Source organism: Mycobacterium sp. MMS18-G62 (genome assembly GCF_053877835.1).
This window is the reverse complement of sequence record NZ_CM132662.1, coordinates 2613233-2635060: the sequence shown is the minus strand read 5'-3', so window position 1 is coordinate 2635060 and position 21828 is coordinate 2613233. Positions and strand designations below refer to the sequence as shown.

Here is a 21828-nt window from a genome sequence, read left to right as displayed (position 1 = left end):
CTCTAGCGATTGGGCGCGCCGGCGGTAAGCAGATCCTCGACCGTCGAGGCGTTGTCCGGCGCCGCGGCGGTCATCATCATCTGGTGTGCCTGGGCCTCATCGGTATGCGGAGGTACGACCAGTAGAAGAATCCTCTCGCGGCCGACGCCGACCACTCCGAGGGTGTTTGCCGGTTGCCGCTGGTAGCCGTCGAGTCGAACCGATCGCCCGCCCGTCTTGAGTCGTCGCGGGACGGTCGCCCACTCGGCGAGGTTGTAAAGCACGCGATCAATGGCGCCGAGGCGCACTGACAACACGGCCAACAGATCCGGCAGCTCAGCCGAAAGATCTTCACCGTGCGGCCACCATGCACCGTCGACCTGGCCACTTGTCGGCGCCTTCGGCTTCAATCGCAGCCGCGGCGTGTTGTCGGGTCCCGTGTGGGGCCGTCCAGACGCGTTGCGGCTTTCCTGTCGTGTCATGGGAAGGTCCCGCCTTGACCGCCGATCGGCCAAACGTAATCGAATCGGCGACGGCACGATCTCAGATGGTTGTGCTCGACGAACCGCCGATAACACTGAGTCTACGCCCATCGCCCCCGATAAGGACATGAGCGTCGGGCTGCGCCTCAGTCGCTGATTCCGGCCGACATCTGTGCCCTGAAATGCATTGTGGGCTGGTGGGAATCAACCCACCAGCCCACAATGAGGTAGATCTGCTAGACGGCAGTCACTCCGACTGCCTGTGGGCCCTTGGCCCCCTGCTCGACATTGAACTCGACCCGCTGGTTCTCAGCGAGCGACCGGTAACCGTTCCCCTGGATTGCGCTGTAGTGGACGAATACGTCCTCCGCGCCACCGTCAGGAGCGATAAAACCGAAGCCTTTGTCTTCGTTAAACCATTTCACAGTTCCCTGTGCCATACTCTTCAACTTCTTTCTTCTTGAACGAATGCCGAAAGGCATTCTGAATAAGGATATCACGGACGGTGGATATACCTTCTATCGCGACGAATTGACTTGGCGTACAGCATTTTTCGCCATCCATGCCGTTGGCAACTCGATAGGTGTAGTCTCAAAGGTGGACCGTTTCCGCAGTCACCATGATCAACGTGCGATCCGAATTTGTATGTCGATCCCCCGCATTTGTGCGCCGGGTCAGCCTCGAAGTTGAAGGAACCGGCCATGGGTCACACGGGCTCACACACCAATCACATTGCTACGACGGCACACTCATGAGAAGCGAGTTCGACGAGCGCCGTCTTAGCAGCCCGGTCCGATTCACCTTGGCGTCCAGTCTGGCCGACGGCCTCAACGGAGCATGGTGGCCGCACACGAGCTCGATTGCACGCGAGCTTCCCGACTTGATCGACGGCCTGCGTCCACGCCTGGGTCCCATCATCGATATCGGCCTCAACTGGTCACCCGTTGAGGGTGTGCCAGAGCTCGATCTCCTCAACCGTCGCGGTGTTGCCGCTACGCCTGGGCGGGAAACCCGTCATCTTCGCGTCATGACGCTCACCGGTAAGCACGCCCGGGCGCATCTGCTGGTCGTGCCATGCCGGACGAGTCAAAGCCTTGCCGTCATGGTGCTGCGTCGAGCCGCGGATCTCCCCATCATGTACGCGCATCAGCAGATGCCGGCATTTGAGACCGCCTGCGCCATCGTGCGTGCCGCGCGTGCTCAAGACGCGCCGTGTGCGACTCCTGTGGATGCCGACCCGCTCATCGGCGCTTCTGAAGCGGCTTTGCCTCCTCGCTGACTGGCGCCACAACGCTTCCTACGGCGTCCAGGTCATGAACGCGAGCACTGGACCACAATGCGCTCTCGTCTTGAGCCGCCCGTAAGACACTGTCGGCCGTCTCGAAGAGCTGGCTGTCGCGTTCTGCGGCCGATACGGGCCTCGCGGCTGCACAGCGCATCACCATGAGACCAAGCGTTTGCGGCGTCATATGAGGTATGACAAGAAGTTTCGCGGACGCGTCACGGCCGAGCACCACCATCAGACGGTAACGCCTACGCTGCACGCCCGGTTGCCACCGAGCGCCCGTGACGAGCGAGCTGAGATCCACAGCGGCCTCGGTGTCAGACCAGTTGACGCAGATATCGATGATCTCGCCGAGCTGCTTATGCAAAACCCCGATCAGATCTGGCAATTCCCGCGCCACCGACCCGGTGTGCGGCCACCACGCGCCATCGATATCGGCGCCCAAGTGCTGTGCGAGTGCGAGCCGGACGGGTCGAGCCATACGCCGCGTCCCGTTCAAGCCATTCACGAAGGTGGCCGCTTAGATGCGCTCTTGTCGTCGTCGGAGAAAGCCGGGTTTTCCACTGGGTCCGAATTGCGGTCAGTGTTCGACGCGGCTTCGGGCTTGTAGGGGTGCGAAAACAAGTCGGACGATTCCATGGAGCAAGTCCTCAAATAGGTTCAGGTTCGGCCCGCCGGGTTGGCGTATTGGGCGAAGGGCGATCGATTCGTGAGCTGCTCGCCTACACGTAAAGGTCTACGGTCGCACCGCTAACACGAACGGCTTACCCCTCAATCTACACCCGAGCGTCAGAAATGTGGTGGTCGCCTGCCCATAGCGCCGATGAACGCGCATGTCGAACAGCCGTCCGGACGCCGGACCTGGATAGGTGATACCCCCGAGCCCGCCATGCACTCGATGCCGCTATTCCGCTTCGCGGGCAGCTCGCGCAGACGTCGCGTTGCCAAGGAAATAGATACCCACCGCCACGAGCAACGACAACACCGCAATACCCGCAACTAGGTAAAACCAAGTGCCGTAAGCAATTTCGGCGCCACCAATGGACAGTGCGCCCGAGTCGTTGGATATCAACGGCGTCCACGATCCGCTCAGCGTCGCGATCACCGCCACCAACGCAGACAGACCACCGATTACCGCGCAGGTGTAGAACACGGCCGGCCGCGCCAACCGGGTCTCCTCATACCGCGGCAGGAACCGCCTGATGATGATCACCACATCGACGAACAACACGACCATCGAGATGCACCAGATCACCGTGACCGCGGCCTGAAGCACGTCATACACCTTCGTCTGAATATCGATCGGCTTCCCGCCGCCGATGCCCAGCGACGGGAACACCACGAACGCAATCAACGCGAACAGCGCCGCGACCGCCGTCTGTAGCCAGACCGCATTGCTCGGCACCTTGTGCTTGTTCACCTTCGCCATCGCGGCCGGCAGCTTCTGATCCAGTCCCGATACGAAAACCAGCCGCGCGAACGAGAAGTTGTAGACCACCGTGATGAACAAGAAGAACGCCGCGAACAAGATCGCAACCACCTTGCCCAGCCACGGAGCCAACGCCGTGCCAACTGCCGAAGCGAGCGCCGTCACCTGCGCCGACTGCCCCTCGGCCGCCGGCACCGTCACCATGACCGCCCACGTCGCCAGCACGTACGCCGCCATCACCGCCAGCGAACCCCACACCAGGTACCGCGTGATCGATCGCTCGTCCTTGATCTCCACGCCCATGTTCAGCGGCACCTCGACACCCAGCAACGCGAGCACCACCACGCCGAAGAAGCTCCAGTTGCTCAGGTTGATCCCGGTGTCCGACGACGGCGCCCACGCCGACCAGTCCGTCGGGTTCGTCTCCGGCGCCAGCCCGCCTGCCAGGTGGACAATGCCTGCGAGCACCACCAGGCCGATGGCCACGCCGTACAACACGCAGACCGCGTTGACGATGTTCTGCGTCAACCGGAACCGCAGATTGGCCAGCACCGCCGACGCCACGATGAAACCGATGATCACCACGCCCTGAACCTGCACGCTTGCCGCGCCGATCGTCGACGGGAACACATAGCCCAGATAGCTCAACACCACTGTGCCCGTCGCGACCATTACGAGCACACCCGGCCACCACGCGCAGAAGCCCGCGAAGAAACCCCAGAACGACCCGAACGCCTTCTGCGTCCACAAGTAGATCGAGCCCTCACCCGGGAACATGCGGCCCAGCTGACCGGTGACGATCGCACCCGGAATCAGGAACGCCAGGAAGCCGATGATCCACCACCCGAACGCCGCAGGCCCGGCGCTCTGGATAACGGCCGCGTTGGTGATGAACAGCACCACCGACACGAAGATCGCAACCATGTCGAAGGTGTTGAGGACGCGGGGCAGCATGCCGCCCGCGATGCGCTCTGAGATGAACTGTTCCGGCTGCTCGGGTCTTATGGTCGCCATGTCGCCGTCCTCTCCGGAGAGGGTCGATTCGAGGGTAAGCCGTCAGCCGCAGACACCTGCCGATAATCGACGCAACCGGTAATTTGAACTGCTAAGCGATGCGGTTCGTGTCCTATATCAGGTCACCCACCGTCGTCGTGGCCCGACGCAGAGTGGAGGATAGACGCTGCTGCACCGAATCGCCCACATGGCCATCGCCGCGCCACGACGTGTCATCACCGTCGCGGCGTTGCTGACGATCGCCCTTGGCATCTTCGGTGTACCCGTCGCCAAAACCCTGTCCCCCAGCGGGTTTCAAGACCCGACCGCCGAATCCTCGCGGGCCACCCAGTTATTGACCGACAAGTTTCACCAAGGCGACGTGCAAATGCTGATCGTCGTCTCCGCGCCCGGCGGTGTCGACAGCCCGGCCGCGCGCGAGGCCGGCACCGACATCGTCGACCAACTGCGCCGCTCTCCCCACGTCGCCAACGTCACGTCCTACTGGACGACGCCGCCGGCCGCCGCCGCGGACCTCGTCAGCAAGGACCACAGCTCCGGCCTGGTCGTCGCCGGCATCAACGGCAACGAAGCCCAGCAGCAGACCTACGCCAAGGAACTGTCCGACCAGGTGACCCGCGGCCACGACGGCGTCGCCGTCCGCACGGGCGGCACCGCGATGGTCAACGTCCAGGTCACCAACCAATCCCAGAGTGACCTGCTGTTGATGGAGTCGCTTGCAATCCCCCTGAGCTTCCTCGTGCTGGTGTGGGTGTTCGGCGGGCTGCTCGCCGCCGCGCTTCCCGTGGCCGTCGGCGTGATGGCGATCCTCGGCGCGCTCGCTGTTCTGCGCATCATCTCGTTCACCACCGACGTGTCGATCTTCGCGCTCAACCTCACCACCGCGATGGGCCTGGCGCTCGCGATCGACTACACGCTGCTGATGATCAGCCGGTTCCGCGACGAGCTGGCCGAGGGGGCCAGCCGTGACGACGCGCTGATCCGCACGATGGTGACGGCCGGCCGCACCGTGCTGTTTTCCGCGACGACGGTTGCGCTGTCGATGGCCGTCCTCGTCATCTTCCCCATGCACTTCCTGAAGTCGTTCGCCTACGCCGGTGTCGCCACCGTCGCGTTCGCCGCAGCCGCAGCGATCGTGGTGACGCCGGCTCTTCTCGTTCTCCTCGGGGATCGTCTGGATTCGCTCGACGTCCGCCGGCTCGCCCGGCGCATCCTCGGCCGGCCGGAACCACAGCCCATCCCGATGGAGCGACGATTCTGGTACCGCTCCGCGACATGCGTTATGCACAAAGCTATTCCACTCGGGTTGGCCGGCGTCGCGCTGCTTCTGGTTCTCGGCGCGCCGTTCCTCGGCGTGCGGTGGGGATTCCCCAACGATCGCGTGCTGCCCAACTCCGCCTCCGCTCATCAAGTGGGCGACGAACTGCGTCGCGACTTCACCAGCAACTCCGACACCGCCGTCACCATCGTCATTCCGGACGCCGACGGCATGGCCCCTGCCGACATCGACCGGTACGCCGCCGACCTGTCCCGTGTGCCCGACGTGTCGGCCGTCTCCGCGCCGACGGGCACGTTCGTCACCGGCAATCGCGTCGGGCCGCCGTCGGCGCCCACCGACCAAGTCGCCGGAAGCGCATTCCTGACCGTCAACAGCACGGCCCCACTGTTCACCGACCGCTCGGAGACCCAACTCGACCGCCTGCACGCGGTGGCCGGCCCTGGCGGCAGGCACGTCGACATGACCGGCACCGCCCAGACCAATCACGACAGCGTCGAAGCCATCACCACCCGGCTGCCGCTGGTGCTGGGACTCATCGCCGTCATCATGGTCGTGCTGCTGTTCCTGTTGACCGGCAGCGTCGTCGTGCCGCTGAAAGCGTTGGCGCTCAACGTACTTTCACTCACCGCCGCGTTCGGGGCGATGGTGTGGATATTCCAGGACGGTCATTTATCCGCGCTCGGCACCACACCGACAGGAACGCTCGTCGCCAATGTGCCCGTGCTGCTGTTCTGCATCTCGTTCGGGCTGTCGATGGACTACGAGGTATTCCTGGTGTCCAGAATCCGTGAGTACTGGCTCGCGTCGAGCCAGACCCGCGCCGACAACGACGAAAGCGTGGCACTCGGCATCGCCCACACGGGCCGAATCATCACCGCGGCCGCGCTGATCATGTCGATCTCGTTTGCCGCACTGATCGGGGCGCACGTGTCGTTCATGCGGATGTTCGGCTTGGGCCTGACGCTGGCAGTACTGGCCGACGCCACATTGGTGCGGATGGTCTTGGTGCCGGCGTTCATGCATGTGATGGGGTCACTGAACTGGTGGGCTCCGCGCCGGCTCGCCCGGCTGCACGAACGCCTCGGCTTCAGCGAGAGCGATCCGCCTGCGACACCGCCTGAACCGTCTGACGTCGCCACACGTATCTAGGAAGTGAGCCTTATCAGCGTTATCGCCGGCGTCCACGGAGCACTGCCGCCTCACCGCTACACACAAGACGAGATCACCGACAGGTTCCTCGAGGTTCCCGCGTTTGCGGGCTTCGAAGAGGTCGTGCGCAGCCTGCACCGCAGCGCGAAAGTCGACGCTCGCCACCTCGCACTCCCGATGGACGACTATCTTTCCCTGACCGACTTCGGAGCTGCCAACGACGTATTCATCGAGCATGCAGTCGAATTGGGCTGCCAGGCCCTGTTAGGCGCGCTCGACGAGGCGGGATTGCAGCCGCAGGATGTCGACCTGATCGTGACGACGACGGTCACCGGTATTGCGGTCCCGTCGCTGGATGCCCGCATTGCGGGCCGGCTGGGGCTGCGGCCCGACGTGCGCCGAGTGCCGATCTTCGGCCTGGGTTGCGTGGCGGGCGCGGCGGGTATCGCGCGCCTACACGACTATCTGCGCGGCGCGCCCGATGACGTCGCCGCGCTGGTGTCCGTCGAGCTGTGTTCGCTGATGTTTCCGTCCGCCAAGCCGACGATCGCCACCCTCGTAGGCAGCGCGCTGTTCGGTGACGGCGCTGCCGCGGTGGTCGCGGCCGGTGAGCGTCGTGCCGAACAGATCCGCGCGAGCGGTCCCGACGTGATCGCGTCGCGCAGCCGGCTCTACCCCGACTCGCTCGGCACAATGGGTTGGGACATCAGCGCTTCCGGCTTTCAACTGGTGCTGTCCCCCGATCTGCCTGACCTCATCGAGCGGTATCTCAACGACGACGTCACCACGTTCCTCGGCGACCATGATCTGACGATCGACGACATCGGCGCGTGGGTGAGTCACCCCGGTGGTCCAAAGGTGCTCGAGGCGATCAACGCTGCGCTGGTCTTGGAGGACGACGCGCTGGAGCTGACGTGGCGCTCGCTCAGCGAGATCGGCAACCTCTCGTCGGCGTCGGTGCTTCACATTCTGCGCGATACGCTGGACAAGCCGCCGCCCACCGGCGAGCCGGGACTGCTGATGGCGATGGGCCCGGGATTCTGCTCGGAGCTGGTCCTGCTGCGCTGGCACTGATGGTCTGGTATGCGCTGCTGATCGCCGCTGTCGCGGTCGAGCGAGTCGCGGAACTCGTAGTCTCCCAACGGAATCTGGCGTGGAGTCGCGCCCGCGGCGGCGTCGAGTTCGGTGTCGGCCACTACCCGGCGATGGTGATCCTTCACAGCGGTCTGCTGGCGGGATGTCTTCTCGAGGCCGTCCTGTTGCATCGACCGTTCGTGCCCGCGCTCGGCTGGCCGATGTTCGCGGTCGTGCTCGCGGCACAGGCGCTGCGCTGGTGGTGCATCGCCACTCTCGGCCACCAGTGGAACACCCGGGTTGTCGTCATACCCGGGGCGCCGCGGGTGAGCGGCGGCCCGTATCGCTTTGTGCCGCATCCGAATTACGTGGCAGTGGTGCTCGAGGGGGTGGCACTGCCGCTGGTGCACACCGCGTGGATCACGGCGCTGGTGTTCACCGTGCTCAACGCGGCGCTGCTGCGCGCACGGATCACCGTCGAGAAGACTGCATTGGCGGAGCTGCGGTGATCGACCTGCTGGTGGTTGGCGGTGGCCCGGCCGGGCTGGCCACCGCCATCTACGGCGCCCGTGCCGGACTGGAAGTCGTTGTGGTGGAACGTCGTCCGCTGCCCGTCGACAAGGCCTGCGGCGAGGGGCTGATGCCGCATGCCGTTCAGCAGCTGCACCGACTGGGTGCAGAGCCTGCGGGCAAGGCCTTCAACGGCATCACCTACATCGACGGCGACCGCCGCGTCACTGGGAGGTTCCGATCCGGCACGGGCCTCGGAGTCCGACGAACGACGTTGCACTCCAAGCTAGTTGACGCCGCGAAGGCGGCCGGTGTCCAAATCGTGCACGACGAGATCGTCGCTGTCAGCCAAGACGCGACCTCGGTATGCGGCGGCGACTATCGCGCTCGCTATCTGGCCGCTGCCGACGGGCTGCACTCGCCGATCCGGTCTGCTCTGGGGCTGGCGTTGCCCGCGCCGGGACCGCGCCGGTGGGGCATCCGGCGCCATTTCCAGACTGCGCCGTGGAGCGACAACGTCGAGGTGTACTGGTCGCGCGACGCGGAGGCGTATGTCACGCCCGTCGCCGACGACTGCGTCGGCATCGCGATCCTCACCAAGCGTCGCGGCGGATTCTCCGACCACTTTGCCGCGTTCCCCGCTCTGCAGGAACGCGTGCACGGTAGCGCGCACGGTGCTGATCGCGCCGCCGGACCGTTGCGACAGAAGGTACGCACTCGCACGGCCGGGCGGGTGTTGTTGGTCGGTGACGCCGCAGGCTACGTCGACGCGCTGACGGGCGAGGGACTCGGGATATCGTTCAGCGCGGCCGAACTACTGGTGAACTGCGTGGTGTCCGACCGCCCCGGTGATTACGACCGCCAGTGGCGGCGCATGTCGCGCCGGTACCGGATGCTGACAGCGGCAGTGCTGCAAGCGAGTTGGTATGCACCGCTGCGCTCCCGGATGGTGCCGGCTGCCAGTAGGGTCCCCGGCGTGTTCACCACTCTGGTCAATCTTCTTGCGGACTAGGCCTCTAGGCAGGACTGCTTCTGTGCCCGCCTAGCGGCGACAAAGTCGCCAGTGACGACAATGTCGCCCAGAGGCGGGCAATCGGGGAGTACGCCGGGCAGCCCCTTGGGCCTTAGCTCATCTGACCGCGCCGTTGATGACGGGGCCGGTGATCATTCCCTTCTCGACTCCCCACATCGTGGCGATGGTCCGGTACTCGCCGGTCTGCATCACGTGCTCGAGGGCCTTGCGCAGTGAGTCCGCCAATCCGGAGTCCTTGGCCACCGGCCAGCCGTACGGCGCGGTGTCGAAGATCTCCCCCGCCGGCTCGAGCGCTCCGCCGGACGTCTTGACCGCGAATCCCGTCGCCGGTGAATCCGCCGACATCGCGTCCAACTGCCCGGCCATCAGCGCCTTGGTCAGATCGTCCTGGCTGACGAAGACCACCTTCTCGATCGCCGAGTTGCCCGACTCCGTGCACGCCTGACTCTTCGCCGGGATCTCCTCGGTCTCCTGGATAGACGCGTACGTCACCCCAATGCGCATCCCGCACGCATTGGTCGGATCGACTGTCGATCCCGCCTTTTGCGCCCACAGCGTCCCCGCCTGAAAGTACGTGACGAAGTCGGCCTGCCCCTGCCGATCCTTGGTGTCGGTGAACGACGACATCCCGACGTTGAAGTCGCCAGCGCGCACCGACGGGATGATCGCCTCGAACGCCGTCTCCCGGTACTCCGGCACAAGTCCGAGCGTGCGCGCCACCGCGTTCATCAGATCCACGTCGAAGCCCACGATCTGACCCGAGGTGTCCTTGAATTCGTTTGGCGGGTAAGGCACATTGACGCCGATCACCAGCTTGCCCGTCGCCCTGATGTCCGCAGGCACCGTCGCCGCGATCTCAGGAACCGCACCCGGCGCGGCCGCAGGCGTCGACGAACTCTCCGCGATACTCGCGGGCCGCGCGGACCCTCCACCGGAGCCGCCGCGCCACTGCACCACCCCGAACGTGCCCAGCGCGGCCACCAACACCACCGCGCCCACCACGGCCATCGCCCGCCGCGACACTCGCCGCCCCGTGGATGGCCGCCGCGCCGAATGCCGCCCGCTTCGGCCCGTCGTGCGCACGGGCGCATTCAGCGCACGCCGTGCAGCAGCGGCCAATTCGCCCGCAGTCTGATACCGCTTCGCCGGCTTCTTTGCCATGCCCTTGGCGATGACGTCGTCGAACGCCGCCAGCCGGGGGTCGGCCAGCGACGGCCGCGGCACCGGCGCCGTCATGTGGCCGGCGATCTGCTGCTCCAGGCTGTCGGCGGGATACGGCCTTGCGCCCGTGAGACATTCGTAGAGCACGCAGGTCAACGCATACACGTCGGACCGCGGATCGATCTGCCCCGCCTCGAACCGCTCCGGAGCCATGTATGCCATGGTTCCGAGCGTGCTGCCCGCCGTGGTCAAGCCCTTGTCACCCGCTGTACGGGCCAAACCGAAGTCGATGAGGTACACGAACTCGCGGTCGGTGATCAAGATGTTGGACGGCTTGACGTCGCGGTGGATCAGGCCCGCCTCGTGTGCGGCGTCCAGCGCCGTCGCGACCTGCTCGATGATCTTCACCGCGAACTCCGGCTCGAGCGCCGTGTCGTCCTGCTCGAGCATCGTCCCGAGGTTGCGGCCGTCGATCAGCCGCATATCCAAATACAGCCGACCCTCGATCTCTCCGAAGCCGTGAATCGGCACCACATGCGGGTCGTTGAGCCCGGCCGCTGCCTGCGACTCGCGACGGAATCGCTGCTGAAACGTTTCGTCGGCGGCCATGTGCGGGGGCAGCACCTTGAGCGCCACAACGCGGTCGGTCTTGGTGTCGTAGGCCCGATAGACCTCACCCATACCGCCCCGGCCGATCAGCTTCTGCAGCTGATAGTGCCCGAATGGCGTCGCATCCACCGTTTACTCCTCGGCACCCGACCCCGCATCGATGTGCCGATCGAAACTACACCAGGTTTGCCAGCAATGTCGTGGCGCGGTGAAACAATGTGGTCAAAGCATGCGGATATGCCTTCCGACCCCAACAGCGGCCGAGGAAGCGCGACGATTATTTGCGCTGCAGCGCTGGTCCACGGCTGATGCGTAACGCTATGGGCCATAGGACATCTCAGCGGTCATGTCCTTTAATCGCGTATCGTCGCGTTAACCACACACGCGACTTCGGTCAATACAATACAAATACGGCAATTTCGCAGACCGCGAAAAGGACGATCTTGTTGTCGGCCGAGGTGCTACCGTTAATTTGAGCGGCTACATGTTTGGAAGGTGAACCACTAATGCTCTCGACGACGAAACTGCTTGTCGCGTCTGGCGGTCTGGCCTTGTCGCTGACCGCTGGAGCCGGGATCGCTTCCGCAGGACCCGATGTAACCCCAATCATCAACTCGACCTGCACGTATCCGCAGGTCGTCGCCGCACTCAACGCACAGGATTCCGGGCTTGCGCAGCAGCTGACGCAGACCCCGGCGGCCACGGGATGGTTGCAGGCGCTCATCGCTGCCCCACCGGAACAGCGCAAGTCGATGGTGGCGCAGGCACAGGCCATTCCGGCCGTTCAGCAATACACGCCGGTCATCCTGGCAGTGGCTAATACCTGCAACAACTTTTAAAGTCGGCCGCCCCAGCGACTTTGAGCGGCGCGCGCCGCGGTTGATTCTTTTAACCGGCAACCACTGGTCATACTGAGCGCATGCCCGATAGCAACGTCCTCGGTGGTCCGTTGGAACCCTGCGGCACGGATCCGCTCACAGGCTTCTACCGCGACGGCTGCTGCACGACCGGGGAAGAGGATCTCGGCCGTCACACCATCTGCGCCGTCGTGACCGCCGAGTTTCTGCAACACCAACGCTCGATCGGCAATGACCTGTCGACGCCCCGACCCGAATACCGGTTCCCGGGCCTTCTGCCCGGCGACCGCTGGTGTGTCACGGCCGCGAACTGGCTTCTGGCTTACCAGGACGGCTGCGCCGCTCCGGTGGTGCTTGCCTCGACACACGCATCAACTCTTGACGTGGTTCCCCTGAACGCGTTGCAGGAGAACGCCGTCGATGTGCCCGACGATCTGGGCGACTTATGAATTTGCCCGCCTCCGCGCGACAAGGTAGCGACAACCGGTCTTAGGTCTGCCGCAGTCGCTCAGTTGTCGCGCAGAGGCGGGCACAAAGACCGTTGCAGTTCCGTCGTCGGCGAGGCTCGGATTTCGGCGCAACACGGCACGGACCTGTCGCCGACGGCGATTTGCGATATCCGCAGAAGATCACATTTTTGCCACAGAATCAGGGGCGCTTTATTGCCCTAACCAAGTAGCCAGAGAAATTTTCCTTCGCGTCATTACATTTTGCGGCGCGGACCCGTCACATGTAAGTACTACAACCCGTCGGATTACTCCGCCCGCCACCGCGGCCGACTGCGGCGCAGCCATGAGTGCTGCATGTCCGGCTGAGGAGGCACCGGCGCGTACTACGCAGCGACGCACCCGACGATGACGATGGTTCCCATGAGTTGCGCGCAGTGTCTTTGCCCGCAGCGGTGTTGGCAACTGAACGATAACGTTGCCGCGGTATCCGTGACGCGCCTCGCCAGTCCGCCAAATACGCTGCGACACAAGGCACCTCGCGGCCGAGATTCTGTCGATGAGTGCGACTCGCGAGCTACGACATGCCACAATGACACGACACCGTGGATGCTGGCGAGCAGCGCCACGCTGGCGTTGGTGAGGCGCGATGGGTCGGGCAGACACGCATCTGGCAGCGTGCGCGATCGGCGTAGCTTTGCTGCTGGCCGTCGCCCACTGCGCGGTCGCCGCCGCCGACACTCCCGATTCGGCAGGAAGCCAGAGCACCAACACCAGCTCGTCGGACGCCGACCAGGCTCCTTCTGATCACACGCCCGACGTCAAGTCCAGCGACGACAGTGTGAAAAGCGGGCTGGCCTCCGAAGGCGTCCAGACCAACAGCGTCGCCGCAACAGAGTCTGAACCAAAGCAGGACACCGACGACGCCGAGCAGAAAAAGCCTGTCGACAAGGAGTCCTGCGCGGAGAACCACCACGGCAAGACGATCAGCACACCGGTTCCGGAAGCGCCGGCTCCCGCGGAAATCGCGCCGGTCCCAGAAACCGTCGCACCCGCCCTTGAGGCGCCCCCGCCGCTCGACCTGCCCCCCGACGTTCCCAGCTCACCCGTCGAGCCCGACACGGTGGACGCGGCAGCCGCGGAAGCCGGCGCACACCACTCCCACGGCCACGAACTCCCCATCCTGAAGGTGCCGTTCGTCGTCCTCGGCGCATCGGTCGCACCGCGCGGACTGTCCAGCGGGCAGGTCGTCACGTTGTCGCCGCCGATGAACGGTGAGCCGTCACCGGCGCTCCTTCGGGCATCGAGCAGTGAGCCACTGCCTGAAACCCTGCCCGCCAGCGGCGGCCTAGCCGCTCGCGGGCAGACCCCCAACGGCTACACCTACGCGTTTCCGTCCAGGTCGCTGGCCGGCATGGTGTCGGTCGCGATGCCTGGTGTTACGGGCATCGTTCTGATGACCGTCAGCGGGATCTGCCTTGGTTACCGCCAAGCGAAGGCGCAATTGGCGTTGATCGAAAGTGCAGACCGCTTCCTCAACTAGGCGGCGGTGGTTGTCGCGGCCTCCGGTGATATCGCCGCGGCGTCGGCCGTCGGCAACGACAGCTGCATGCTCGACACGTTCAGTACTCCGAGCGAGTTGATCGTCTCGTACGGGAACGCCGAAGCGACCAGTTGCAGCGTCAGCGTCTCCCCCGGCGCCAATGTCTGGGCAACCTGTTCCAGCGGAATCGTGAGCGTGTGCGTCTGCCCGTCCAATGTCACCGGCACGGGAGTGACGAGGTTGCCGAGCACCAAGCCCGTGGTGTCGTCGACGAGCTGCGCGTAGACGTGGCGGCTGGTCCCTGTGCCGGAATAGGTCAGGGTCAGCTGCGGCGCGCCGACGACGTAGGTGGTGGTCGTCGCGGCCGGAATCTTCAGGTTCAGCGCGTTGATCGCCGGTGCGCCGGACGGCAGCCCGAGCAGCGCCCTGATGGGGCCGAGGCCGAACACGCCGAGCTGCGGCCCTGAGCCACCGATGAACGGAAGCAGTGGCAGCACGCCGCCACTGCTGGAGGCGACGATCGGATCGTCCTGCGGAACGGGATACGTGTTCGACGAGAAGTACTGCCCATGCTGGTCGACCCATTCGAACTGCGGGCCGGTCGGCACCAGCTCGTCGCGCTTGACGTACCGGTCCAGCCACGCGAGCGTGTCGTGCTCGATCAGCACGCCGTCGTTGGTGCTCGTCAGGCATGCGCCGTGACCGCCGCAGAACCACACCACCTTGGTCGGGACTCCATTGGCGATGAGGATTGTGGCGTTCTCGTCGGCCTCGGCCAGGGTGAACAGCGTGTCGACGGTTCCCTGAATCAAAAGCGTTGGCGCGGTGATCTTTTCGACCAGTTCGTCTGGGCCGCGTTGATCCAGCAGCGCTTGGTCGTCGGGCGACACCATGCCCGTCAAATCGCCCCAGATCGCCGCCGGGTACAGCCGCGGATTCACTCGCGCACCGGTGGAGATCAGAGCCGCCGTCAATATGGTGCCCCAGCTGCTCTTGAACGCCTCGCTCTTGTACAGCGAGGTGTTCAGGCTGTGCCAGGCGATGGTCGGGACGATCGCGTCAATCCGCGGATCGATTGCCGCAGATACCAGTTGGATGCCGCCGCCATACGACGCGCCGACCATGCCGATCCGCGGGTCCCCGTCATCGGAGAGAACCTCGGGCTGGGTTGCCAGCCAGCTGATGATGGCCGAGACGTCGCGGGCTTCGAAATCCGGTGAGTCGACTTCCAATTGGCCGCCCGAATTCCATTCGCCGCGCGGGTCCCACGTGACGACGTTGTAGCCGGCCCGCCGCAGCGGGGCGATGCCGACCATGTCGTTGGGCAGGAACTCGTCTTCTTCGGCGTCGGGGTTCGTCGAGCCGGGCAGACCCAACCCCGGCCCGTCGAGGATCGTCGGCGCCTTGAGTCCTGGCGCCAGCCCGGAGGCCGGCATGAAATGGACGTAGATCGGTGTGCCGTCGAATGAGATGACCTTCACGTCGCGCGGCGTCGGAGTGCCTGCAGGCAGGCCGATTTGGATCGGGTAGCCGATGAACGGATGCAACACGTCGCCGATGAGCGGTAGTTGGTGGATGAACGCGACGATCGGCGTTACGAACATCGGCCCGATCACCGGCAGCTGCTGCAGGAAGGCCAACGGCGGTGTCTGCTCGATCGCGACGACGGCCGGCGCCGCCGTCGGGACAGCGGCATCGGTGGTCAGGCTGTTCGTCACGGGGCTTGCGGCCTTGTTGAGGCTCGGCGCGGTGGCGAACGACTCGCGCCGCGCGGCCGCGAGCATCGTCCACGTCAACGGCGATTCCACGGGTGCGGTGGGCGCGTTTCCGGCGAACGGGTTGAAGAACGCGTTGACGACGGTCGATACCGCGGTCGTCACCACCTCGACCGGATCCGGTGGGGCTGTGGTCGCCGTTACTGCAGGCTGCTGAACCTCGACGTTGGCGGTGCTCGTCGTCGGGGTGACCGCAAGCGCCGTCGGTTCGGTGTCGGAGACAACGTCGGGTTGGTCGTCGCTGGTCTTCGCGGACGCCGTCGTGTCCGAGTGCGATGCCGTCGTTTTGGCGGCCGGGCTTGCCGTCTTGGTCGGTTTGGTGACCGGATCCGCTGTGCTGGTGTCCGGTTTGGAGTCGCTTGGCCGCTTCTTTGTGGTTGGCGGTGTCGAATCCGCTGTGGGCTCTGGCTTTTTGGTCGCGGTCGCCGATGTGGGTTGCGGTTCGGCGGTCGGATCTGTTGTGGTCTTCGTCGACGACGTCGTCGATGACGAGTCCGTCGCATCCGTGGACGATGTGCTGGTCGACGACGACACCGACCCCGACGAGTCCGTGGTATCGGCCAATGCCACGCCGTGGCCGGTGACCACTGCGGCCCCGATGCCCAACGCGATAGCCAGTCCGCCGATTCGGCCTATGTATGCCCCCGCACCCATGGGTGAAATTCATACCCTTCGCAACAAACGTCCGTACGGGTCTTCGGCCAATCCCTGAAAATGAAACGATCTGAGGGTGACCGACGACCTGGCCGACCTCGCGGAAAGCCAGCTCGAACGGTGGAAACTTCGCCGCGACGGTGAACCAGTCCATGGGGCCGGCTCGATCGTCGTGCCCGTGCGGACGCCCGAGGGAGTGCCCGCCGTGTTGAAGCTTCCCGAGGCTGAACACGGCCACCTCGTGCTGCGGCGATGGGGCGGCGATGGCGCGGTTCGCCTGCTCAGCGCGGACCCACCGCATCGTGCCGTACTCCTGGAGCGGCTTCGGTGGGACAGTTTGGGCGATTTGCCCGACGTCGAAGCCTGCGAGGTGGTCGCGGGGCTCTACCGACGGCTCCACGTCCCGGCAATGCCCCAATTGCCCACGCTCACTTCATTTCTCGAGCAACGTGCACGCGACTTCGCGGCGCTTCCCCGCAGCGCGCCGATCCCGCACCGGCTCGTCGAGCAGGCGATGACGCTCAGCCGCGAGCTGGCGGCCGACGCCGCGAGCTCGGGCACCGTCATCCACACCAACCTTCACTACGAGAACGTGCTGGCGGCCGAGCGGGAGCCGTGGCTGGCGATCGCCCCCAAGCCCATGAACGGCGATCCCCATTACGAGCTGGCCCCGATGCTGTGGAACCGCTGGGACGAGCTCACGGGTGACATCCGCGAGGGCGTGAGGCGGCGCTTCTACACGCTCGTCGACGCGGCCGGATTCGACGAGGAACGGGCCCGCGCGTGGGTGATCGTTCGGGTTGTCGATGCGGCTGTGAGGGAGCTGGCTACAGCCGACTCGACGAAATACGTGGCGCTTGCGAAGGCTGTGCAGGACTGAGACGCATCGCCTTCACCCGAATGCGCGCACCGCGGTGCGGCACGAGGATCACCTGCTTGACCTTCTGCCGTTCGCCCGCGGCCGTCGTGGTGGCCAACTCGACTCGGCGCAGAATCTCGCGTAGGACGACCCGCATCTCGACCATCGCGAATGTCGCACCGAGGCAACGTCGATTGCCGCCGCCAAACGGAAACCACGTCGTCGGCGTCAGCGTCGCGTTCACCATTCGATCCGGATCGAACCGATCGGGATCCGGATACACGTCCGAATCACGGTGCACCAGACCGATTCCCGGTACGACCATGACGCCGGCGGGCAGCCGGTAGCCGGCGAGTTCCACCGGCGCCTTCAACACGCGACCGACGTCGAAGACCACCGGCCGAATGCGCAACGTCTCCTTGGCGACCGCGTCGAGGTACTCGTCGCCGTCTTCGGCCTCGGCCGCCCGCACCGCCTTGGCCAGGACTGCGGGGTGACGGGTCAACCGCTCCAGCGCCCACGACAGGCCCGTGGCCGTCGTGTCGTGCCCGGCGGCCAACAACGTCAGCAGCTGGTCACGCAGTTCGCGGTCGGTCATCGTGCGGCCGTCTTCGTCGGTCGAGCGCACCAACATCGCGAGCACATCGGTGCGCTCGTCCAAGTGCGGATCGGCACGACGCTCGGCGATCTCGGCGTACAACAGCCGGTCAACCTCGTCGATATGTCGCGCCAGGCCACGCCATGGGGGATAGCGCCGCAGGTTTGGATTCGCGATGGCCGGCGACGCCCACGCCCCGACGTTCAACAGCCGCGGCATGACCGCGCGCAGAGCGGCGAGTCGCGACGGGTCGCTGGCGCCGATGACGATCCGCAGGATCACCTCCAGCGTGATCTCGGACATCTTCGGCGCCACCGCGAAGGGCCGGCCAACCGGCCATCCCGCGATGTTGGCCGCCGCGATCTCGGCCATCGCCTCGGCCTGCCTGGCAACCGCATCGCGATGGAAGGGCGGCAGCATCAGCCGACGACGTTCGCGATGTGCGTCGTCGTCGATCACCAACACCGAAGTATCACCAAGGATCCCAGCAAGCACCGAGTTGGCCTCGCCGGCATGAAAGACGCTGGGGTCACCGGCGAACACCTTCTTGATCTCGGCCGGGTCGGACAGATACACCAGCGGAGGAAGCGTCGCGATGCGCAGCGTGAACACGTCGCCATAGCGACGCCCACAGGCGGCCGCGAGTCGCGGCCAGTACCGCATGAACAGGACCAGCTGCACCCACCGCGGAAGCCGGGGCCCAGGCGGCAGGACGTCCTCGTCGCTCACATTCGTGAGCCTACGAGCGGAGCTATTCGGCCGGGGGCAATTGGCGCGGGCCGTCGGATCGCCGCAGTTCCTGCTGTCCTGTTCGCTCCGTCAACACATGCTGACGCTTCACAGACGGACCCACCGACGCGGACGCGCGCTGCGGTTCGTCCTGCGCGGCAGATTCCTCGGACTCAACGGTGACCTTGTGGGTACGCCGCAGCGAGAAGTGAATCTCTTCTGTCTCTTCGAAGACCTCGCGTGCGGTGCGCAGTGGCTTGGTCGTCGCGTCTATCGCGGTGGCGACGATCGGCGGCACGAACGGACGAAGCCACCGGGCTGCGGCCTTGGTGACGTCGGGGATCGTCGGTATCAACGACGTCCCACCGGTTTCGACTCGCGCGGGAAGGTTTCGCGTCTCAACGGTTTCGGCGTCGGGCAACTCGGCCATCGGCTCCGATGCACGCTCCGAACGCACCTGCACCGGACCCTCGAGCGCCTCGGTGACCCTGCGACGCTGCTCTTCGCGGTCGATCTCGGTCTGCGCCTCGACCGCGAACCGGGCCTTGGCCAACTCCTGTTCGGCCCACAGCGTTTCGACGGCAGCACGCACCTCGGCACGCTTCACGGCGATCGCGGTGTCGGCCTCGAGCTCTGCGCGCTCGACCTCGGCCGAGGCCTGCTCGCCGCGGTCGGAGGAGGTCTCGCCCCGCCACAGCTTGAGAACCAGCGGCAAGGCGGTCAGCAGCGCGAAAAACCCGATCGTCAGCAGTCGCAGCACCATCGCGCCTGCAGTGCCGAAGGTGTACTCGTTCATGACTGCCCACCGCGCGCCGAGGCCACCTTCCTTGTCCTTCATGGAGGTCTGCCGAGCCTGGGTCAGCGCCTGCTGGTGGGCCTCGATGTCGGCGTCCAGCGTTGGTGCCCGCCGGTCGCGTTCGGCCGTTGCATTGTCCAGCTCGCGCTGCGCGTCGCCGAGAAAGTCGTTCGCCGTCCTGGTCTCGGGACCGCCGCCGGGCACACCTGTGATGTGGGTCTGCGGGCAGCCCGGCGACGGGTTGAATTCGCAGCGTGCGACGACGAGCGCGTCGTCGCGGCGCCGGCTTGCGTCATCGACCGCGGTGTCGAGTGCGGTGCGTGCTTGGCGTGCCCGGTCGAGTTCGGCGCCAGCCTGCATCACGGCGGGCGTGGTATCGGCGGCCCGCGCCGCCTGCTCGTCCAGACGGCGGTCGATCGAGCCGGAGAACATAACCACTGCGGCGAGTTCGCCGACGACGACGCCAACGACGAGCGCGACCGTCGCGCGGCCGAGGACGCTTGACCAGCTCCGCGTCGGGCCGCTGGCAATGGCGTGGGTCAGCAGCCCGACCAGCAGGCCGAAGATCAAGGTCAGCGGGAGGACTGCCATGGGCGGCCAATGTGTCGACTCGGTGACGGCCAACGTCGCGACAAGCCATGCCAGCGCCGCGAGCAGCCACGTCAGCTGAGAACCAATCTTGTTGGCAGACATCCGAACTCCAATAGTCTCCAAGCGTTTCCCGGCGTGACTCAGCGCGGGCCGCGTACGTCAGCCATGCAGAATCGAAACCCCCGCGGATCGCGCCGTCACGCCGGTGCGAATTTCGCCAATCTTCTCACAGCGGCGGGTGCCGTGCCGCTGCTGCCCTCTGCCGCTCTTGCTCGACGAACCGTCAATCACTCTTCGGCCGGGTTGCGGTGAACGCCACGGTCACCGCGTCAACGACCTTCATCGACCCCAGCAGCATCGAGTACGGCTTGAGGCCGAACTCGGTTTGACGGACATCTGCTTCACATGACAGCCGCCAGCTGTCACCACGATCGTCGACGTGCAGTTCGATCACGCGTTCGCGCGTCACGCCGTGGATATCCAAGGAGCCGGTGAGCCGGTAGCCGTCGCCCGTCTTCTCGATGTCGCTTGCCTGGAAGTGGATCTGCGGGAAACGGTCGGCGCCAAGCACCTTCAACGCGTTCGACCGCGCCAGCGCCTTCTCCGGTCCCGACAGTGGCGTTACGCCGCCCTCACCTCGCAAGACCTGAAGCGAATCGACCTCCGCGGTGAACTCGACTTCGGCGGGTTGGCCATCGGCCCACTTCACCGCGGCCGTCCAGGTGTTCACCGCGATCGTGAGGCGATGCCCCATTTTCGCGGCTCTGCCCGTGACGCTCGTATGAACCAGCAGCTGGCCCTCCGAACCGTCGAAATGCCAAACGTCGAAAGTCACCGGCCGAATGTATCCGCAAGATGCGACTATCTGCAGTGAGCGGGTCACCGATGCCCCGCCGAGCAGGAGCTGCCGAACCATGTCCCCGAGTAACCCATGGCGTTATCCCCCGGGCGTTCCACGATGTGAATCCCCGCGAGCCGAAGGACGCTTCTTCCTCTCCGGCGGCCGGCGGTTGGGCTATGCGGAGTTCGGCGATCCGGCGGGCTCTGTGGTGCTGTGGTTCCACGGCACACCGGGGGGCCGCCGCCAGTTTCCCTTGGTCGGGCGGCGCGCCGCCGAAAAGCTCGGGCTGCGGGTCGTGGTGGTAGAGCGCGCAGGATCGGGCCTGTCCGACTCTCACGTGTACGAGCAGGTCGCCGACTGGGGCGCCGACATGGTCCACGTCGCCGATGTGCTCGGTGCCGACCGGCTCGGCGTCGTCGGCCTCTCCGGCGGCGGTCCGTACGCACTGTCCTGCGCGGCAACACCCGGACTGGCCGGACGCGTTGCGGCCGTCGCGGTCCTCGGTGGCGTCACGCCATCGGTGGGGCCGGACGCCGCGACGGGCGGAGCGATCGCGTTGGCCCGCACCTTCGCTCCTGCACTGTCAACTTTGCGACGGCCGCTGGCCATGGCAACCGCGGGTCTGCTGATGCCGATCCTTCCGTTGGCGCACCTGGCATATCGCGGCTTCTCCGGCCTCATGCCGGAAGGTGACAAGCGGGTGTTCGCCGATCCCGAGATCGAGGCGATGTTCGTCGACGACATCGTGCTGGCCGCGCATGGTCGGTTCCAGGCGCTGATCGACGACGCCCGCTTGTTCGGCCGTCATTGGGGTTTTCAGCTGGCCGACGTCAAGGTGCCCGTGCGGTGGTGGCACGGCGACGCCGACCCGATCGTCACCTTCGATGACGCCAAGGCCGCAGCAGCGCGACTGCCCGACGCCGAGCTGATCCTGATGCCCGACGAGAGCCATCTCGGTGGTTTCGCCGCCGCCGATGACGTCCTGACGTTCTTGCGGTCGCACTTGTAGTCAGTGCGGGCCGACAACCGTCGCGCCGTGGCGGGCCCAGATGCGACAAAACACGAGGTAAACGCCTCATGTGCCGGGGGCGGTCGGCTGCGCACACTACGACGTGAGCTTCCAAGAATCGCTTGA

Annotated in this window: 19 protein-coding genes; 10 read left to right on the top strand and 9 right to left on the bottom strand. The window is 65.5% G+C overall.

The window, feature by feature from the left end:
* Positions 1-2: 2 nt before the first annotated feature.
* Together ACWW36_RS13240 and ACWW36_RS13235 are read right to left on the bottom strand one after the other, a co-directional pair.
* On the bottom strand, positions 3-461 hold the full coding sequence (locus ACWW36_RS13240) for a DUF5994 family protein (protein WP_456141972.1): 459 nt from the start codon (positions 459-461) through the stop codon (positions 3-5).
* A 236-nt stretch (positions 462-697) separates the two neighbouring features.
* Positions 698-901, bottom strand: a complete 204-nt coding sequence (locus ACWW36_RS13235) for a cold-shock protein (protein WP_325332355.1) — start codon at positions 899-901, stop codon at positions 698-700.
* 311 nt (positions 902-1212) lie between these two features.
* Between ACWW36_RS13235 and ACWW36_RS13230 the strand changes: the two genes are divergently transcribed.
* Positions 1213-1740, top strand: coding sequence for a DUF5994 family protein (locus ACWW36_RS13230; protein ID WP_456141971.1), 528 nt, complete (start codon positions 1213-1215; stop codon positions 1738-1740).
* Here ACWW36_RS13230 and ACWW36_RS13225 read toward each other — a convergent pair.
* Both ACWW36_RS13225 and ACWW36_RS13220 read right to left on the bottom strand, forming a co-directional pair.
* Complete coding sequence (locus tag ACWW36_RS13225) at positions 1703-2191, bottom strand: DUF5994 family protein (protein WP_456141970.1); 489 nt, start codon at positions 2189-2191, stop codon at positions 1703-1705. The two genes, ACWW36_RS13230 and ACWW36_RS13225, sit on opposite strands and share 38 nt — an antisense overlap.
* Positions 2192-2650: 459 nt before the next feature.
* A complete protein-coding gene (locus tag ACWW36_RS13220) occupies positions 2651-4189 on the bottom strand; it encodes an APC family permease (protein WP_456141969.1) in 1539 nt (512 codons plus the stop codon).
* A gap of 166 nt (positions 4190-4355) precedes the next feature.
* On the opposite strand from ACWW36_RS13220, the gene ACWW36_RS13215 reads away from it, so the two are divergent.
* From ACWW36_RS13215 to ACWW36_RS13200, 4 genes are read left to right on the top strand one after another with little or no spacing between them, the layout of a single operon-like run.
* Positions 4356-6617, top strand: coding sequence for an MMPL family transporter (locus tag ACWW36_RS13215; protein ID WP_456142475.1), 2262 nt, complete (start codon positions 4356-4358; stop codon positions 6615-6617).
* A gap of 12 nt (positions 6618-6629) precedes the next feature.
* Complete coding sequence (locus ACWW36_RS13210) at positions 6630-7691, top strand: type III polyketide synthase (protein ID WP_456142474.1); 1062 nt, start codon at positions 6630-6632, stop codon at positions 7689-7691.
* A complete protein-coding gene (locus ACWW36_RS13205; RefSeq protein WP_456141968.1) occupies positions 7691-8200 on the top strand; it encodes an isoprenylcysteine carboxyl methyltransferase family protein in 510 nt (169 codons plus the stop codon). The genes ACWW36_RS13210 and ACWW36_RS13205 overlap by 1 nt, the downstream gene beginning before the upstream one ends.
* Positions 8197-9213 carry an NAD(P)/FAD-dependent oxidoreductase gene (locus ACWW36_RS13200; protein ID WP_456141967.1) on the top strand — a complete coding sequence of 339 codons (1017 nt, stop codon included), beginning with the start codon at positions 8197-8199 and terminating at the stop codon, positions 9211-9213. The genes ACWW36_RS13205 and ACWW36_RS13200 overlap by 4 nt, the downstream gene beginning before the upstream one ends.
* A 117-nt stretch (positions 9214-9330) precedes the next feature.
* Here the strand turns inward: ACWW36_RS13200 and stpK7 are convergent, their stop codons facing one another.
* Positions 9331-11133, bottom strand: coding sequence for a serine/threonine protein kinase StpK7 (gene stpK7 / locus ACWW36_RS13195; RefSeq protein ID WP_456141966.1), 1803 nt, complete (start codon positions 11131-11133; stop codon positions 9331-9333).
* Between the two features lie 377 nt (positions 11134-11510).
* Between stpK7 and ACWW36_RS13190 the strand changes: the two genes are divergently transcribed.
* The 3 genes from ACWW36_RS13190 (at position 11511) to ACWW36_RS13180 (ending at position 13850) form a co-directional block, all read left to right on the top strand.
* A complete protein-coding gene (locus ACWW36_RS13190) occupies positions 11511-11843 on the top strand; it encodes a hemophore-related protein (protein ID WP_456141965.1) in 333 nt (110 codons plus the stop codon).
* Between the two features lie 80 nt (positions 11844-11923).
* A complete protein-coding gene (locus ACWW36_RS13185; RefSeq protein WP_456141964.1) occupies positions 11924-12310 on the top strand; it encodes a DUF2237 family protein in 387 nt (128 codons plus the stop codon).
* Positions 12311-12956: 646 nt separating this feature from the next.
* Positions 12957-13850 carry a hypothetical protein gene (locus ACWW36_RS13180; RefSeq protein ID WP_456141963.1) on the top strand — a complete coding sequence of 298 codons (894 nt, stop codon included), beginning with the start codon at positions 12957-12959 and terminating at the stop codon, positions 13848-13850.
* Here ACWW36_RS13180 and ACWW36_RS13175 read toward each other — a convergent pair.
* The gene (locus ACWW36_RS13175; RefSeq protein ID WP_456141962.1) at positions 13847-16279 is read right to left on the bottom strand and encodes a CocE/NonD family hydrolase; all 2433 of its coding nucleotides are present in this window, start codon (positions 16277-16279) and stop codon (positions 13847-13849) included. The two genes, ACWW36_RS13180 and ACWW36_RS13175, sit on opposite strands and share 4 nt — an antisense overlap.
* A 76-nt stretch (positions 16280-16355) precedes the next feature.
* Between ACWW36_RS13175 and ACWW36_RS13170 the strand changes: the two genes are divergently transcribed.
* A complete protein-coding gene (locus ACWW36_RS13170; protein ID WP_456141961.1) occupies positions 16356-17159 on the top strand; it encodes an aminoglycoside phosphotransferase family protein in 804 nt (267 codons plus the stop codon).
* Here ACWW36_RS13170 and ACWW36_RS13165 read toward each other — a convergent pair.
* The 3 genes from ACWW36_RS13165 to ACWW36_RS13155 all read right to left on the bottom strand — a co-directional run bounded on the left by ACWW36_RS13165 (position 17107) and on the right by ACWW36_RS13155 (position 20687).
* On the bottom strand, positions 17107-18465 hold the full coding sequence (locus ACWW36_RS13165) for a cytochrome P450 (RefSeq protein WP_456141960.1): 1359 nt from the start codon (positions 18463-18465) through the stop codon (positions 17107-17109). The genes ACWW36_RS13170 and ACWW36_RS13165 overlap by 53 nt on opposite strands.
* Positions 18466-18487: 22 nt before the next feature.
* A complete protein-coding gene (locus tag ACWW36_RS13160) occupies positions 18488-19954 on the bottom strand; it encodes a DUF4407 domain-containing protein (RefSeq protein WP_456141959.1) in 1467 nt (488 codons plus the stop codon).
* A 181-nt stretch (positions 19955-20135) separates the two neighbouring features.
* Positions 20136-20687, bottom strand: a complete 552-nt coding sequence (locus ACWW36_RS13155) for a YceI family protein (protein ID WP_456141958.1) — start codon at positions 20685-20687, stop codon at positions 20136-20138.
* Between the two features lie 79 nt (positions 20688-20766).
* Here ACWW36_RS13155 and ACWW36_RS13150 point away from each other — a divergent pair, with 79 nt between their 5' ends.
* Positions 20767-21702 (top strand): alpha/beta fold hydrolase, encoded by a 936-nt coding sequence (locus ACWW36_RS13150; protein ID WP_456141957.1) that lies wholly within the window; start codon positions 20767-20769, stop codon positions 21700-21702.
* Positions 21703-21828: the final 126 nt, after the last annotated feature.